Annotated in this window: 15 protein-coding genes; 6 read left to right on the plus strand and 9 right to left on the minus strand. The window is 65.7% G+C overall.

Features of this window, described 5'->3' with window-relative positions; translation table 11 throughout:
- The first annotated feature begins 27 nt into the window (after nucleotides 1-27).
- A complete protein-coding gene (locus ACM9HJ_RS10265) occupies nucleotides 28-492 on the plus strand; it encodes a peroxiredoxin (protein ID WP_416571619.1) in 465 nt (154 codons plus the stop codon).
- A gap of 15 nt (nucleotides 493-507) precedes the next feature.
- On the opposite strand, the gene ACM9HJ_RS10270 is transcribed toward ACM9HJ_RS10265, so the two are convergent.
- Both ACM9HJ_RS10270 and parA read right to left on the minus strand, forming a co-directional pair.
- The gene (locus tag ACM9HJ_RS10270; RefSeq protein ID WP_416571620.1) at nucleotides 508-1,338 is read right to left on the minus strand and encodes a DUF5694 domain-containing protein; all 831 of its coding nucleotides are present in this window, start codon (nucleotides 1,336-1,338) and stop codon (nucleotides 508-510) included.
- A gap of 60 nt (nucleotides 1,339-1,398) precedes the next feature.
- Nucleotides 1,399-2,037: a ParA family partition ATPase gene (gene parA, locus ACM9HJ_RS10275; protein ID WP_416571621.1), complete on the minus strand. Its 639-nt coding sequence runs from the start codon at nucleotides 2,035-2,037 to the stop codon at nucleotides 1,399-1,401.
- A gap of 92 nt (nucleotides 2,038-2,129) precedes the next feature.
- On the opposite strand from parA, the gene ACM9HJ_RS10280 reads away from it, so the two are divergent.
- The 3 genes from ACM9HJ_RS10280 (at nucleotide 2,130) to ACM9HJ_RS10290 (ending at nucleotide 5,095) form a co-directional block, all read left to right on the plus strand.
- Nucleotides 2,130-2,558 carry a VOC family protein gene (locus ACM9HJ_RS10280; RefSeq protein WP_416571622.1) on the plus strand — a complete coding sequence of 143 codons (429 nt, stop codon included), beginning with the start codon at nucleotides 2,130-2,132 and terminating at the stop codon, nucleotides 2,556-2,558.
- A gap of 168 nt (nucleotides 2,559-2,726) precedes the next feature.
- A complete protein-coding gene (locus ACM9HJ_RS10285) occupies nucleotides 2,727-3,686 on the plus strand; it encodes an L-threonylcarbamoyladenylate synthase (RefSeq protein WP_416571717.1) in 960 nt (319 codons plus the stop codon).
- Nucleotides 3,683-5,095, plus strand: a complete 1,413-nt coding sequence (locus ACM9HJ_RS10290; protein ID WP_416571623.1) for an FAD-binding oxidoreductase — start codon at nucleotides 3,683-3,685, stop codon at nucleotides 5,093-5,095. The genes ACM9HJ_RS10285 and ACM9HJ_RS10290 overlap by 4 nt, the downstream gene beginning before the upstream one ends.
- Before the next feature lie 14 nt (nucleotides 5,096-5,109).
- Here ACM9HJ_RS10290 and ACM9HJ_RS10295 read toward each other — a convergent pair whose 3' ends face one another.
- Entirely contained in the window at nucleotides 5,110-6,111 is a 1,002-nt protein-coding gene (locus ACM9HJ_RS10295; RefSeq protein WP_416571624.1) for a patatin-like phospholipase family protein, read from the minus strand.
- A gap of 180 nt (nucleotides 6,112-6,291) precedes the next feature.
- Between ACM9HJ_RS10295 and ACM9HJ_RS10300 the strand changes: the two genes are divergently transcribed.
- The gene (locus tag ACM9HJ_RS10300) at nucleotides 6,292-6,813 is read left to right on the plus strand and encodes a hypothetical protein (RefSeq protein ID WP_416571625.1); all 522 of its coding nucleotides are present in this window, start codon (nucleotides 6,292-6,294) and stop codon (nucleotides 6,811-6,813) included.
- Between the two features lie 10 nt (nucleotides 6,814-6,823).
- On the opposite strand, the gene ACM9HJ_RS10305 is transcribed toward ACM9HJ_RS10300, so the two are convergent.
- The 6 genes from ACM9HJ_RS10305 to ACM9HJ_RS10330 form a co-directional block, all read right to left on the minus strand.
- Complete coding sequence (locus ACM9HJ_RS10305) at nucleotides 6,824-7,642, minus strand: ferritin-like domain-containing protein (RefSeq protein WP_416571626.1); 819 nt, start codon at nucleotides 7,640-7,642, stop codon at nucleotides 6,824-6,826.
- Between the two features lie 178 nt (nucleotides 7,643-7,820).
- Nucleotides 7,821-8,249, minus strand: coding sequence for an ATP synthase F1 subunit epsilon (atpC, locus tag ACM9HJ_RS10310; protein WP_416571627.1), 429 nt, complete (start codon nucleotides 8,247-8,249; stop codon nucleotides 7,821-7,823).
- A 98-nt stretch (nucleotides 8,250-8,347) separates the two neighbouring features.
- On the minus strand, nucleotides 8,348-9,775 hold the full coding sequence (gene atpD / locus ACM9HJ_RS10315; RefSeq protein ID WP_416571628.1) for a F0F1 ATP synthase subunit beta: 1,428 nt from the start codon (nucleotides 9,773-9,775) through the stop codon (nucleotides 8,348-8,350).
- 48 nt (nucleotides 9,776-9,823) lie between these two features.
- Nucleotides 9,824-10,705, minus strand: a complete 882-nt coding sequence (locus ACM9HJ_RS10320) for a F0F1 ATP synthase subunit gamma (protein WP_416571629.1) — start codon at nucleotides 10,703-10,705, stop codon at nucleotides 9,824-9,826.
- A gap of 44 nt (nucleotides 10,706-10,749) precedes the next feature.
- Nucleotides 10,750-12,279, minus strand: coding sequence for a F0F1 ATP synthase subunit alpha (gene atpA, locus ACM9HJ_RS10325; protein WP_416571630.1), 1,530 nt, complete (start codon nucleotides 12,277-12,279; stop codon nucleotides 10,750-10,752).
- A complete protein-coding gene (locus tag ACM9HJ_RS10330) occupies nucleotides 12,279-12,839 on the minus strand; it encodes a F0F1 ATP synthase subunit delta (protein WP_416571631.1) in 561 nt (186 codons plus the stop codon). Before ACM9HJ_RS10330 ends, atpA begins: the two co-directional genes overlap by 1 nt.
- A gap of 533 nt (nucleotides 12,840-13,372) precedes the next feature.
- Here ACM9HJ_RS10330 and ACM9HJ_RS10335 point away from each other — a divergent pair.
- Nucleotides 13,373-13,699 (plus strand): hypothetical protein, encoded by a 327-nt coding sequence (locus tag ACM9HJ_RS10335; RefSeq protein ID WP_416571632.1) that lies wholly within the window; start codon nucleotides 13,373-13,375, stop codon nucleotides 13,697-13,699.
- Nucleotides 13,700-13,756 lie beyond the last annotated feature (57 nt).

Here is a 13,756-nt window from a genome sequence, read left to right on the forward strand (position 1 = left end):
CGACATTATCCGCCAAGGACCCCACAGATGACCATCGCCATCGGCGCGCCCGCCCCCGATTTCACCCTGCCCACCGACGGCAATGGCAGCGTCACCCTGTCCGCCCTGAAGGGCCGGGCCGTCATCATCTATTTCTATCCCAAGGACGACACGACCGGCTGCACGGCGGAGGCCTGCGGATTCGGCGAGCAGCTGCCGCATTTCAAAAAGGCCGATGCCACCATCATCGGCATTTCCAAGGACAGCGTCGCCAGCCATGACAAGTTCAAGGCCAAGTACCAGCTGCCCTTCATCCTGGCATCCGACAAGGACAGCGACGTGGTGGAACGGTACGAAAGCTGGGTGGAGAAGAACATGTATGGCCGCACCTATATGGGCATCGACCGTTCCACCTTCCTGATCGACAAGGACGGCATCCTGCGCGCCGTCTGGCGCAAGGTGAAGGTCAAGGGCCATGTCGAGGCCGTGCTGAAGGCGGCGCAGGAGCTTTGAGGGGGCGTTGCCCCTTCACCTCCCCAAATAATCGCCCACCTCCGCCAACCGGAACCCCGCCGTTTCGCTGGCAAAATGACGTAGCCAGTAATTGTGGCCGGAGCCATAGACCAACAGTACGCGGTCGCCCGGCCTCACCACCTGGGTCAGCTTGGCGAAGATGCGGGCGTTGCGGGCATACCAGCGGGCATTCAGGTCGGCCCCCGGCAGGTCACGGCCCTTGCCCAGGGTCAGCAACCGGTAATAGCCCTCACCCATGCTCTTGATGGCGATGGGATGGTCCGGGGCGTTCAGTTCGGCCAGAAGATCGCTGACGCTGCGGGTCTTCTGGTCCTGTTCCAGCTTGCTGGCCCAGGCCTGGACGGGGCCGAACAGGGCGCCGATGACATCGGCCTTGCCATTGGCGTCGGCCCATTTCTGCACCGGTTCGAACGGGAAATAATCGGGCTCGCCCGCTTCCGCCACCTCATCCACGGCATAGACTTGGCGCAGGCCCAGCCTGTTGGCCAGACGATAGGCGATCTGCACCCGCTCATCCGGGTTCTTCAAAAGGTCGGCCGGGGTGAATTCCGGATAGCGATGGTCCAGCATCGTGGCCTGATCCTTGGCCACCCGCTCCACGGCGATGACGGTCGGCTTGAACTTGGCCAGCCTCTCCGCCAGTTCGGCCAGTTGCGCCTGCTTGGCCGGGGTGGTGACGGGATCGACCTGGGCATTCACCTTGTCCTGGCCGGGATTGGCGAAGTGATAGGTGCCGAGCACCATGACCTCCACCGGTGCCTCCACCGCCCTGGCCCCCAACGTCAGCACCGACAACAGGGCCAGCGCCCCCATGAACCCGCGCATGCCACTTCCCCCCTCAACGCCTTGTTTGCGGGAGATGTTAGCATGGTTAACGCAGGGTCATCAGGCCATTGCCGCCCAGATCTCTGCGGCCAATGCCTCCAACTCCTCAACGCCCTTCGACTTCGGATCGGTTTCGGCCAGCGTCAGCCCCTCCATCAGCGATCCGGCGAATCCGATGCGGTTGCCCAGGCTTTCCGCCGCCACGGGCACGCCCAGTTCCGCCGCCTTCTCCGCCACCGCATCCACCAGCTTGCCGCGTGCCGGCACCCGGTTCATGACCAGCATCACCGGCCGTTTCTCCGCCCGTGCCAACTCCAGGGTGGGGCGGGTGGCCCACAAATCCATGGGGCTGGGCTGCACCGGCACCACCACCAGCCCGGCCGTGCGCACGGCGATGCGGGCGTCGGTTTCGGCATGCGGCGGGCTGTCGATGACCACAACATCGTGGGATTTGGCCAGCCGCTCCACCTCCCGCTGGGTGCGCCAGCCGGAGATCTGGAGATGGGTGATGCCGGTATTCTCCGGCCCCAGCGTTGCCTGGCGCTGCTGGTACCAGGCGGACAGGCTGCCCTGCGGGTCGATATCGACCAGAGCCGTGGACTTGCCCGCCAGCGCCCAGGTGACGGCCAGATGGATGGCCAGCGTGGTCTTGCCCGCCCCGCCCTTCTGTTGTGCGATGGTGATGACGCGACCCGTCATGCCCGGCCCCTTGCTGCGCTCTGTTGCAGGGGCCAGTGTGCCCACATGATCAACGGGCGGCAAGCGCCGCACCGCAACATGGAAGATATCCGATGAATCAAGCCGTCTGGCCCACCCATTTGCCCATCACCCGCCTGCGCGTGGCGCGCCCCACGGATCGGATCAAGGAGGTCACGGAATTCTATCGCGATGTGATCGGCCTGACCGTGATCGGGGGCTGGGTCGATGATGGCAGCCATGCCGGCTATGACGGGGTGCTGCTGGGACTGCCCGGCTGGGACACGCATCTGGAGTTCACCCAGCACAAGGATGGCAGCCCCTGCCCCGCGCCGACGCGCGACAATCTGCTGGTGCTGTATGTGGACAGCCGGGCCGATCTGCTGGCGGTCTCGGCATCCATCCAGGCGCGCGGCGGCGTGCCGGTGGTACCGGAAAACCCCTATTGGCTGGACCGCGCCGTGTGTTTCGAAGACCCGGACGGCTGGGGCATCGTCTTCTCGCTGAAGCCGGGGGTCGCCTGACGCAGCATGGCTTTGCGCCAAAAGCCCGTGATCGTTGGGGTTGGGGCGACTATCTTCTGAACCAGATGTTTCAGGACCTGCCCCGTGCCCCACGATCATTGCTGCGACGATCCCAACCACCATCACCATGACGCGCCGGCACCGCCGCCGCATCCCGACCGGCCGCGCGTGCTGCCGCCGGGTCCGGCGGCCTATGCCGAAGCGTCGGACGTGCTGGCGGCGGGGCATCTGGTGGCCCTGCCGACGGAGACCGTTTACGGCCTGGGCGGGGATGCCGGCAATGATGCGGCCATGGCCGCCATCTTCGCCGCCAAGGGCCGCCCCAGCTTCAACCCGCTGATCGTGCATGTAGCCGATGCCGGTGCGGCCGAGGCCCTGGTCCATATCGATGAGCGTGCGTCCCGCGCCATGGAGATGTGGTGGCCCGGCCCCCTGACCCTGGTGCTGCCGCGCCGGGCGGATGCACCCTTGTCGCTGCTGGTCTCTGCCGGTCTGGACACGGTGGCGGTGCGCAGCCCCGCCCATCCCATCGCCCGCGCCCTGATCCAGGCATCCGGCCGGCCCATCGCCGCACCGTCCGCCAACCGCTCCGGCAATGTCAGCCCGACCACGCCCATGCATGTGGCTGACGAGTTTCCCGACGGCGGTGGGGCACGTCTGAAGCTGATCCTGGCCGGCGGGCGCTGTGCCATCGGGGTGGAATCGACCGTGCTGGACCTGACGGGGGAGCGTCCGCTGCTGTTGCGGCCCGGTTCGGTGACGCGCGAGGAACTGGAGAGCATACTGGGTCCCGTCGATGTGGCGACCGCAGCCGACGGGGTGAAGGCGCCCGGCATGATGACCAGCCATTACGCGCCGGGCCTGCCTGTGCGGCTGGAGGCCACCAGCGTAGCGGCGGATGAGGCGCTGCTGGGTTTCGGTCCCGACCAGTTCCTGCGCGGCGGAGCGATACGCATGAACCTGTCCAACAATGGCGACCTGACCGAGGCGGCGGCGAACCTGTTCGCCATGCTGCGATCGCTTGATCGGCCCGGCCTGTCCGGTATCGCGGTGATGCCGGTTCCGGACAGGGGCCTTGGCGCGGCCATCAACGACCGTCTGCGCCGTGCGGCGGCACCCCGTGCATGAGCGACGATCTTCTGTCTCGCTTGGCCGACCTGATCGGCCCCACCCATGTGCTGACCGGCACCGATATGGAGGCTTATGCCTTCGACCAGCGCAAACGGCATGAAAGCAAGCCGCTGGCCGTGCTGCGTCCCGGGTCAACGGAACAGGTGGCCGCCATCGTGCGCCTGTGTGCCGAGGCACGCGTGCCGCTGGTGCCGCAGGGCGGTAATACCGGGCTGGTCGGCGGCACCATCGCCGTGGAGGGCACGGGCGCCCTCATCCTGAATCTGGGCCGCCTGAACCGCATCCGCGTGCTGGATGCCGCCGATTACACGATCACGGCCGAGGCCGGCTGCGTACTGGCCGATATCCAGGCAGCAGCCGAAGCGGCCGACCGCTATTTCCCCCTGTCGCTGGGGGCGGAAGGGACCTGCATGCTGGGCGGCAACCTGTCCAGCAATGCCGGCGGCATCCTGACGCTGCGCTATGGCAATGCCCGCGACCTGGTCCTGGGGCTGGAGGTGGTGCTGCCCGACGGGCGCGTCTGGCACGGCTTGCGCACCCTGCGCAAGGACAATAGCGGGTACGACCTGAAGCACCTGTTCCTGGGCGCCGAAGGTACGCTCGGCATCATCACCGCCGCCTCGCTGAAGCTCTATCCACGTCCCCGGCAGGTGGAAACCGCCCTGGTGGCCGTGCCAGATCCGGCTGCCGCCGTCACCCTGCTGGGCCTGGCGCGCACCGGTACCGGCGACAGCCTGTCGGCCTTCGAACTGATGCCCCGCTTCGCCATCGATGGTGCCCGGGAAATATTGGGCCGCGACCAGGACCCGCTATCGGCCGCGTCGCCCTGGTATGTGCTGATGGAAGCATCAAGCGGCATGGCCGGCCCCCTGCTGCGCCAACAGGTGGAGGCGGTGCTGGAGACGGCCCTGGAACAGGCCATCGTCACCGACGCTATCTTCGCCGACAGCGGCGAACAGGTGCGCAAACTGTGGCTGATTCGCGAGGGCCTGCCGGAGATCGGGCGCAAGATCGGCGGGGCCGTCCATACCGACATATCGGTACCGGTCAGCCGCATTCCGGATTTCCTGGCCGCCACCCTGGCGGCGGTGGCGGATTACATGCCCGGCATCCGCCCCTACCCGTTCGGCCATGTCGGCGACGGCAATATCCATTTCAATGTCGGTCGCCCGGCGGACATGGAGGGGGCCGCCTATCTGGCCCATGCCCATGCCATCACCGATCTGGTCCATGGTCAGGCCCTGGTCCATGGCGGCAGCATCAGCGCCGAACATGGCATCGGCAACCACAAGGCAGATGAGTTGGCGCGGATCAAGGACCCGGTGGAGATGGACCTGATGCGGGCGGTGAAGGGGCTGCTGGACCCGGCAGGGATCATGAATCCGGGCAAGGTGTTGTTGCCATAGGTCCAGGCGGGCCCCTACGCCTCCTCCAACCACGCCCCGGCCCGTGCCCTTCCATGCGCCTTCAGTGCCAGCAGGTATTCTATATCGATGCGCAGCCCGTTTAGCTCCCCCAGCACCGGGTCCTGCGGGTCGATGGACAGCAGGTCCAGCCGTTCCGGCCGCTCCCCCTGATCCAGCACCGCGCGCACCAGTTCCATTTCCGCCTCCAGCGGGCGGGAGAAGGTGATCTGGTTCAGGCGTTCGCGAATCGCGGCGGCCGTGCGTGGCGTGTCGTCGGTGCAATTGGCCATGGCCTGCACCACCAGCAAGCGTCCCACCACTGGCCCGTCCAGCAGGGCGCGGATGGGCGGGTTCAGGGTATAGCCGCCGTCCCAGTAAGCCTCGTCCTTGATCTCCACGGCCTGATGCAGGGTGGGCAGCGTGGTGGAGGCCAGCAGCGAATCGACCCCAACCTCGCCATTGCCGAACAGGCGCGGCTGCCCATCGCGCACGCGGGTGGCGGAGATCAGCACCAGCGGGGCCGTGGGCAGGGACAGGGCGGCGAAATCCACCTCCTCCACCAGGATCGATCGCAGCGGATTGAAACCTAGCGGGTTCAATGCATAGGGGGAGAAGAAACGGCTGGCCATGGCGAAGGCGGCACTGTTCACCGCCTGGGTGATGCCATTATTCGCCCAGGTCGGGCAGAAGCCGAGCGCGCCGACCCCGCATTCCCCCACCCGGTGCCAGATACGGTCCAGCGCGTTGCGCGCACCGGCCGGCCCACCCTTGGCCCAGCCGCTGGCGAAGGAGACGGCATTGACGGCACCGGCCGAGGCGCCCGACAGGCGGGAGGGTGCGAATCCTGGTTCATCCAGCAGCCGGTCCAGCACGCCCCAGGTGAAGGCCCCCAGCGACCCTCCGCCCTGCAGCGCCAGGGCCAGCCCGGCCGGCCGGTTGGGGCGCGGTAGCGGGGCGGGAACCGTCGCCCCCGGCACGCCCCGGCGCAATCCGCGCATGATCCGCTTCAACACCATGTCCGCTACCTCTGTTGCGCCGCGACATGATAGCCCGGAATGGTTCCGCCGCCGACCCTTGACGGTGGGTCACCCGCTCCCCAAGTCCTTCAATCAGGTGCTGCCACGGATGCCCAGGATGGGGTCCGCGATGGTGCGCCGTGAAAGAAGGGGCATCGCTTCGTGAAGGAGGATCGCACCATGACGACCCAGCCGGACCCTAACCTGGTCCCCAAACTGATCCGGACCGCCTTCGTATCGGCCGGAAACCATGCCAGCGGCCGGGAGGACCTGACCGCCGCCGCCGTCGCCGGCCTGCGCAAACTGCGCCGTGTGCTTGCCGAACAGGCGGGAGACAGCGCCACCCAACAGGTGATGGATGGCCCGGTGAACGCCTATATCCTGGACCGCAACCTGAAGGAATTCGCACGCACCGGTGTGGAACCGGTCCCCGCTCCCCTGCCACCCGACTTGGCCCTTGTGGGGCCAGCGGCGGCCGTGATGCTGGACGCGGTGGAAAACGGCCTGATCGTGCACAAGTTCACGCAAGGCAACGGTGCCTTGACCCTGATGGTGCCGGAACTGATGGCCTGCCTCTGCGCCACGCTGGACGGCACACCGGAAGCGGGGGCCCTGCTGGCGCTCTTGCGCAGGGGCACCGCGGAGAATGGCGAGCCGGGGATTCAGTTGGACGGGCCGCCACCATCGCAGCGGCTGCACTGAGCTGCGTCACTTACGCCGCCAGACGCGCCGTTTCGGCCTTCTTACGCATGCGGTTATAGGCGAACTTGGCGGCAACGCCGTGCAGCCAGGTGTGGGGCTTCAGGCCCGATGCCTTGAACACCATGCCGACCATGCGGTCCAGATGCTGCGGCCGGTAATAGGAATAGGCGAGGCTGGTATATTCGGCATTGTTCTCGACCCGCTCATAGGGCCGCGTCCAGTAGTTGGCCGCGTAGAAGGCGTAGGCCAGCTCGTCGTCTTCGGTTTCGTTGATGCGCGACAGGCAGACCATCAGCCGCTGCACGCGGTTCAGCTTCTCCGACACCAGGTAACGCTTCAGGTGATCGTAGAACAGCTTGTAATGGCGCAGCTCATCGGCGGCGATGTGCTTGCACAGCTGCTTGAAAACCGGCTCTTCCGTGGCGTCGGCCAGGGCGGTGTAATAGCTGGAGGTACCGGTTTCCACGATGCAGCGGCTGACCAGCTCGCCGGCCCGGCTGCCACGCTTGCTGTCCATGGCGTGGATATCGATCTGGTAGCCGTCGCGGAAGCGCTGCACAGCCGCCTGGAAGTCCCAGGAGGGGTCGACACGGGCCGCCCAGGTGCCCAGCGATTCGCCATGTTGCACCTCTTCCACGGCCCATTCGCGCACCAGGGCGCAGAATTCCGGGTCCTCGCGGAAGACGTTGCACAGATAATCGGCATAGATATGGCCGTTATATTCGACCAGGGCCGCCGCCTTGGCCAACTTCAGCATGTCGGGCGACGCCTTGGCGGGGTCCAGCTGGTCCCAGGGCAGGCCCTCGATGGTCCAATGCGCATTCGCCATGGTGCCGATACTTCCACTTAGCTGGGGCGCCCCGTGCGGGGCCGCATGATTGCTGACAGATTGGGCCGCTACGCTGAAAAAGCAACGGGGGCGCAAGGCGCCCCCGTGATAATCATTCGCATCACCCCGGAACGTGACACATATGTGACGCGTTTCCGGGCGCCGATCAACGCGGCATTTAGTGCAGGGTGCCGGCCTGGACGTCCAGCTTGGCCTGCACGATGGCCAGCTTGCCCTCCAGCGTGTGACGCTCCGCCTCGGACTTGGCATCGGCCACGTCCTCGGAGAGGTCAGCCTGCTGCTTTTCCAGCGCCGCGCGGTCCAGGCCACGGACGGCATCCAGATCGGACGCCTCCTCGGCCAAGATGGTCACGCGGGTCGCGGTGATCTCGCAGAAGCCACCCGCCACGAAGATGCGCTGGGTGATGGTGCCCATGTCATTGGCATAGATATCGATGATGCCCGGCTTCACCGTGACGATCATCGGGGCATGGCCCGGCAGCACGCCCAGGAAGCCCTCGGCCCCTGGCACCACCACCATATGCACCGGCTGCGACACCAGCAGCTTTTCCGGCGACACCAGCTCGAATTCAACCTTGTCGGCCATGGTTTGCACCCTGGTAAAACGCGTCAAGGAGGGGTCACCCCCTCCCTTTGCCCATCCCCCGCCCGGTCGGAAACCGGCGGGCGGGGTCCGGAGCGAACTTAGGCGGCCTCGGCCATCTTGCGGGCCTTCTCGACGGCCGCTTCAATGGTGCCGACCATGTAGAAGGCGGCTTCCGGCAGATGGTCGTAGTCGCCGTTCACGATGCCCTTGAAGCCCTTGATGGTGTCTTCCAGGGAGACCAGAACGCCCGGCGTGCCGGTGAACACTTCGGCCACATGGAACGGCTGCGACAGGAAGCGCTGGATCTTGCGGGCGCGGGCCACGACCAGCTTGTCCTCTTCCGACAGTTCGTCCATGCCCAGGATCGCGATGATGTCCTGCAGCGCCTTGTACTGCTGCAACACCTGCTGAACCTTGCGGGCGGTGTTGTAATGCTCTTCACCGACGATGCGGGGATCCAGAGCGCGCGAGGTGCTGTCCAGCGGGTCCACGGCCGGGAAAATGGCCATTTCAGCGATGGAACGGCTCAGCACTGTCGTGGCATCCAGGTGGGCGAAGGAGGTGGCCGGGGCCGGGTCGGTCAAGTCGTCGGCGGGCACGTAAATGGCCTGCACGGACGTGATCGAGCCTTTCTTCGTCGAGGTGATGCGTTCCTGGAGCGCACCCATGTCGGTGGACAGCGTGGGCTGATAACCCACGGCCGACGGGATACGGCCCAGCAGCGCCGACATCTCGGCACCCGCCTGGGTGAAGCGGAAGATGTTGTCCACGAAGAACAGCACGTCCTGGCCTTCTTCATCGCGGAAATACTCGGCGATGGTCAGGCCGGACAGGGCGACGCGGGCGCGCGCACCCGGCGGCTCGTTCATCTGACCATACACCAGGGCCACCTTGGAGCCTGGGCCGTCGGTCTTGATGACGCCGGCGTCGATCATCTCGTGATACAGGTCGTTACCTTCGCGGGTGCGCTCACCCACGCCGGCGAACACCGACATACCACCGTGCGCCTTGGCGACGTTGTTGATCAGTTCCTGGATGGTCACGGTCTTGCCCACGCCCGCACCGCCGAACAGGCCGATCTTGCCGCCCTTCAGGTACGGGGCCAGCAGGTCGATGACCTTGATGCCGGTGATCAGCAGGGCGGCGTCGGTCGCCTGATCGACGAAGTCGGGCGCCTCGCGGTGGATCGGCAGGACCTTGTCATGGCCGACCGGGCCGCGCTCGTCAATCGGCTCGCCGATGACGTTCAGGATGCGGCCCAGGGTGGCCGGGCCGACGGGCATCAGGATCGAGTTGCCGGTATCCACCACCTCGGCGCCGCGGACCAGACCGTCGGTCGTGTCCATGGCGATGGTGCGGACGGTGTTCTCGCCCAGGTGCTGGGCCACTTCCAGAACCAGGGACTTACCCTCGTTCTGGGTGGTCAGCGCGTTCAGGATCGGCGGCAGTTCACCGTCGAATTGCACGTCCACGACGGCACCAAGAACCTGCGTGATGCGGCCGACCGCGTTGCTGTTGTTAGCCATGGGGTAAGCTCCCTCGGAACCTTGACTTCGTCGTGAATGCGGGTGGATTTACAACGCTTCCGCGCCGGAAATGATTTCGATCAGTTCCTTCGTGATCGAAGCCTGGCGGGTGCGGTTGTAAATCAGCGTGTACTTCTTGATCATCTCGCCGGCGTTGCGCGTGGCATTGTCCATCGCGGTCATCTGCGAGCCGAAGAATGACGCAGCACTCTCCAGCAGGGCGGAATAGACCTGGATGGCCAGGTTGCGCGGCAGCAGGTCGGCCAGGATGGCCTCCTCGCTCGGCTCGAACTCATAAACGGCACCGGCTTCGACCGGGGCGTCGCCTGCCGCGGGGGCCGCGAACGGCACCACCTGCTGGAAGGTGACGATCTGCGTCATCGCCGACTTGAACTTGTTGTAGACGATGGTGGCAACGTCGAATTCGCCGGCATCGAACAGCTCCAGGATCTTCGCCGTCACCATGTCGGCATCGGCGAAGGAGAGCTTCTTCTTGCCCACTTCCTCGAACGTCGCGACGATCAGCGACGGGAACTCGCGGCGCAGCAGATCGCGGCCCTTGCGGCCCACGGTCAGCAGCTTCACCGTCTTGCCCTCGGCCTGCAAACGCAGGATGGCGCGCTTGGTATCGCGCACCACGGAGCTGGTGAAACCACCGGCCAGACCACGGTCGGCGGTCATCACCACCAGCAGGTGGGTCTGGTCGCTGCCCGTCCCGGTCATCAGGCGCGGGCCACCGGGGCCGCCGGCCACGTTGGCCGCCAATGAGGCCAGCATCCGGCCCATGCGCTCCGCATAGGGCCGGCCGGCTTCAGCCTGTTCCTGGGCACGGCGCAGCTTGCTGGCCGCGACCATCTTCATGGCCGACGTGATCTTCTGCGTCGACTTGACGCTGGCGATCCGGTTTCGGATGTCCTTCAAGCTCGGCATGACAGCCCTACGCTCTCAATTCGCCCCGTTGCCGGGTGCTTGGATCAGGCGAAAACCTTGGTGAAACCTTCGAGGAAAGCCTTCAGCTTTTCCTCGGTTTCCTTGGAGATCGCCTTCTCGTTGCGGATCGCGGCCAGGATGTCAGCGCCCTTGGCCCGGACTTCGTCCAGGAAACGCGCTTCGAACCGGTTCACGTCGTTGGTCGGGACCTTGTCCAGGTAACCCTTCACGCCGGCGAAGATCGACACGACCTGCTCTTCCACGGGCATCGGCTTGAACTGGGGCTGCTTCAGCAGCTCCGTCAAGCGCGCGCCGCGGCTCAGCAGACGCTGGGTGGTGGCATCCAGATCGGAAGCGAACTGCGCGAAGGCAGCCATTTCACGATACTGGGCCAGCTCCAGCTTGATCGAGCCGGCAACCTGCTTCATCGCCTTGATCTGAGCGGCGGAACCCACGCGGGACACCGACAGACCGACATTGATGGCGGGACGGATGCCGCGATAGAACAGGCCCGTTTCCAGGAAGATCTGGCCGTCGGTGATCGAGATCACGTTCGTCGGAATGTAGGCGGACACGTCGCCGGCCTGGGTCTCGATGACCGGCAGGGCCGTCAGTGAACCGGCGCCATTGGCGTCGTTCAGCTTGGCGGCGCGCTCCAGCAGGCGGCTGTGCAGATAGAACACGTCGCCGGGATAGGCTTCGCGGCCCGGCGGACGGCGCAGCAGCAGCGACATCTGACGGTAGGCAACGGCCTGCTTGGACAGATCGTCATAAACGATCAGGGCATGCATGCCATTGTCGCGGAAGAACTCGCCCATGGCCGCACCCGTGTAGGGGGCCAGGAACTGCAGCGGCGCCGGCTCGGAAGCGGTGGCGGCCACGACGATGGAATATTCCATCGCGCCGTTCTCTTCGAGCGTCTTCACGATCTGCGCCACGGTGGAGCGCTTCTGGCCCACGGCGACATAGATGCAGTACAGCTTCTTGCTCTCGTCGTCGCCCTTGTTGATGCCCTTCTGGTTGATGAAGGTATCGAGAGCGATGGCGGTCTTGCCGGTCTGACGGTCACCGATGATCAGCTCGCGCTGACCACGGCCGACGGGCACCAGGGCATCAATGGCCTTCAGGCCGGTCTGCATCGGCTCATGCACCGACTTGCGCGGGATGATGCCGGGGGCCTTGACTTCCACGCGCTGGCGGACGACGTCGGTCAGCGGGCCCTTGCCGTCGATCGGGTTGCCCAGACCGTCGACAACGCGACCCAGCAGGCCACGGCCCACGGGGACCTCCACGATGGCGCCGGTGCGCTTGACGGTGTCGCCTTCCTTGATGGTGCGGTCGGAACCGAAGATCACCACGCCGACATTGTCGGTTTCGAGGTTCAGGGCCATGCCCTTGACCCCGCCGGGGAATTCAACCATCTCGCCGGCCTGGACCTTGTCCAGGCCATGGATACGGGCCACGCCGTCACCGATGGACAGAACCTGGCCCACTTCGGCGACATCGGCTTCGGTGCCGAAGTTCGCGATCTGCTGCTTCAGGATCGCGGAAATCTCAGCGGCGCGGATTTCCATTATCCAACCCCTTTCATGGCGAGTTTCAGCTTATTGAGCTTGGTGCGCACGGAGCTATCCACCATGCGGGAACCGATTTTGACGATCATGCCGCCGATCAGCGACGGATCGACCCAGACATCGAGCTTCACGCCCTTGCCTTCGCTCTTGGCCAGAGCGGCCGACAGCTCGTTCCACTGCGCATCGCTCAGCGGGCGGGCCACGGTGACGCGCGCCGTGCTTTCGCCGCGACGCAAAGCCAGCTTGGCCAGATAGCCGTTGATCATGCCCGGCAGGGTGAACAGGCGGCGGTTGCGGGCGACGAGGCCCACGAACTTCCGCACCAGTTCGCCAACGCCAGCGGCCGACAGAACGGCCTCCATGGCGCGCTCCTGGTCGTTGCGGGCGAGCAGCGGGCTGCCGATCAAGCGGCGGAGATCCGCGCTTTCAGCGAGCAGAGCCTTGACGGACGTCAGATCCTGGGCCGTTTGGTCCAGGGCCTGCTGCCCATCCGCGAGATCGAACAGGGCGCTCGCATAACGCGAGGCGAGTTCGGAGACGCCAGTCCCTTCGGTTGCCACTGGGTAACCTCGGTTAAAGTCCGTGGACCTGAATGATTTCAGGACGTTAGCAATGATCGACCACTCCGGAGGAGGACCCTCCGGCGTCAAGCGAGCGAGCATGTAACACAGCCCCAGCCCCTACGCAACTGCGTCCGGGTGGATTGGGGGTATGCGGTTTTGCACCGCTTCCGGCCAGTTTGCCCAGGAAAGGGGCCGTTCTGCGACCTTCGTCGCATGCCGGCGCTGTGCAGGTGCGAAACGGCTTTTTCCCGTTCATACCAAGTCCCGGTGATCGCAACCGATCACCGGCCTCAGTCGCCGGCGCCCACATCCGTGGGCTTGGCTACGCCGCACGGGCGGCGCGGCGGCAGTCGCCGCCGAACCAGATCCCGATGAGTTCCACTCACCGGGATCTGGTATCAGCCCACGGCACATCCCAATGGATGGGCTATGCTTTTGGACCGGGTGCGGTTAAGGACGCATTAAGCATGCCGGCCGATTCTGGGCCATGCGCGGCACCAAGCCGTGATCCCAGAGCCCAGAGGTCGCCCATGTGCGTCATCGTGCCCTTCGCCCGCCAGCGTTTCACCCCCACCGATCTGGTTGCCTGGAAGTCCATCCTGATCGACCGGCGCCGCCGTGGCCTGTGGCAGAAGGTGGAGCGCACGACCAGCCCGGACCGCGACTGGCTGCTGGTCTGGCTGCCGGGCCTGCAGGAACCGACCCTGCGCCTGGAGCGTGACCTGCACGGCACCTACCGCCTCTATTTCTATGATGGCAAGGGCTGGTTCCAGTTTCGCAAGGGCGACAACATCATCGACTGCCTGGCCCATATCGAACCCGGCGAGCGCGTGCGCCAGCCGCTGCGTAGCGCTTGATTTTTTGTTCCCTCAGGTGCCGGGCCGGCCGTCGCCGGCCTCCAGCGGCACGAAGTT

The organism is Niveispirillum sp. KHB5.9 (assembly GCF_048066115.1).
Taxonomy (GTDB): Bacteria; Pseudomonadota; Alphaproteobacteria; order Azospirillales; family Azospirillaceae; genus Niveispirillum.

Coding starts and splice junctions, on each gene's coding strand:
- ACM9HJ_RS10265 (WP_416571619.1), top strand. CDS start 28: ATGACCATCGCCATCGGCGCGCCCGCCCCCGATTTCACCCTGCCCACC.
- ACM9HJ_RS10300 (WP_416571625.1), top strand. CDS start 6,292: ATGACGACCCAGCCGGACCCTAACCTGGTCCCCAAACTGATCCGGACC.
- ACM9HJ_RS10295 (WP_416571624.1), bottom strand. CDS start 6,111: ATGGTGTTGAAGCGGATCATGCGCGGATTGCGCCGGGGCGTGCCGGGG.
- ACM9HJ_RS10280 (WP_416571622.1), top strand. CDS start 2,130: ATGAATCAAGCCGTCTGGCCCACCCATTTGCCCATCACCCGCCTGCGC.
- ACM9HJ_RS10335 (WP_416571632.1), top strand. CDS start 13,373: ATGTGCGTCATCGTGCCCTTCGCCCGCCAGCGTTTCACCCCCACCGAT.
- atpC (WP_416571627.1), bottom strand. CDS start 8,249: ATGGCCGACAAGGTTGAATTCGAGCTGGTGTCGCCGGAAAAGCTGCTG.
- ACM9HJ_RS10305 (WP_416571626.1), bottom strand. CDS start 7,642: ATGGCGAATGCGCATTGGACCATCGAGGGCCTGCCCTGGGACCAGCTG.
- ACM9HJ_RS10320 (WP_416571629.1), bottom strand. CDS start 10,705: ATGCCGAGCTTGAAGGACATCCGAAACCGGATCGCCAGCGTCAAGTCG.
- ACM9HJ_RS10270 (WP_416571620.1), bottom strand. CDS start 1,338: ATGCGCGGGTTCATGGGGGCGCTGGCCCTGTTGTCGGTGCTGACGTTG.
- ACM9HJ_RS10290 (WP_416571623.1), top strand. CDS start 3,683: ATGAGCGACGATCTTCTGTCTCGCTTGGCCGACCTGATCGGCCCCACC.
- parA (WP_416571621.1), bottom strand. CDS start 2,037: ATGACGGGTCGCGTCATCACCATCGCACAACAGAAGGGCGGGGCGGGC.
- atpA (WP_416571630.1), bottom strand. CDS start 12,279: ATGGAAATCCGCGCCGCTGAGATTTCCGCGATCCTGAAGCAGCAGATC.
- atpD (WP_416571628.1), bottom strand. CDS start 9,775: ATGGCTAACAACAGCAACGCGGTCGGCCGCATCACGCAGGTTCTTGGT.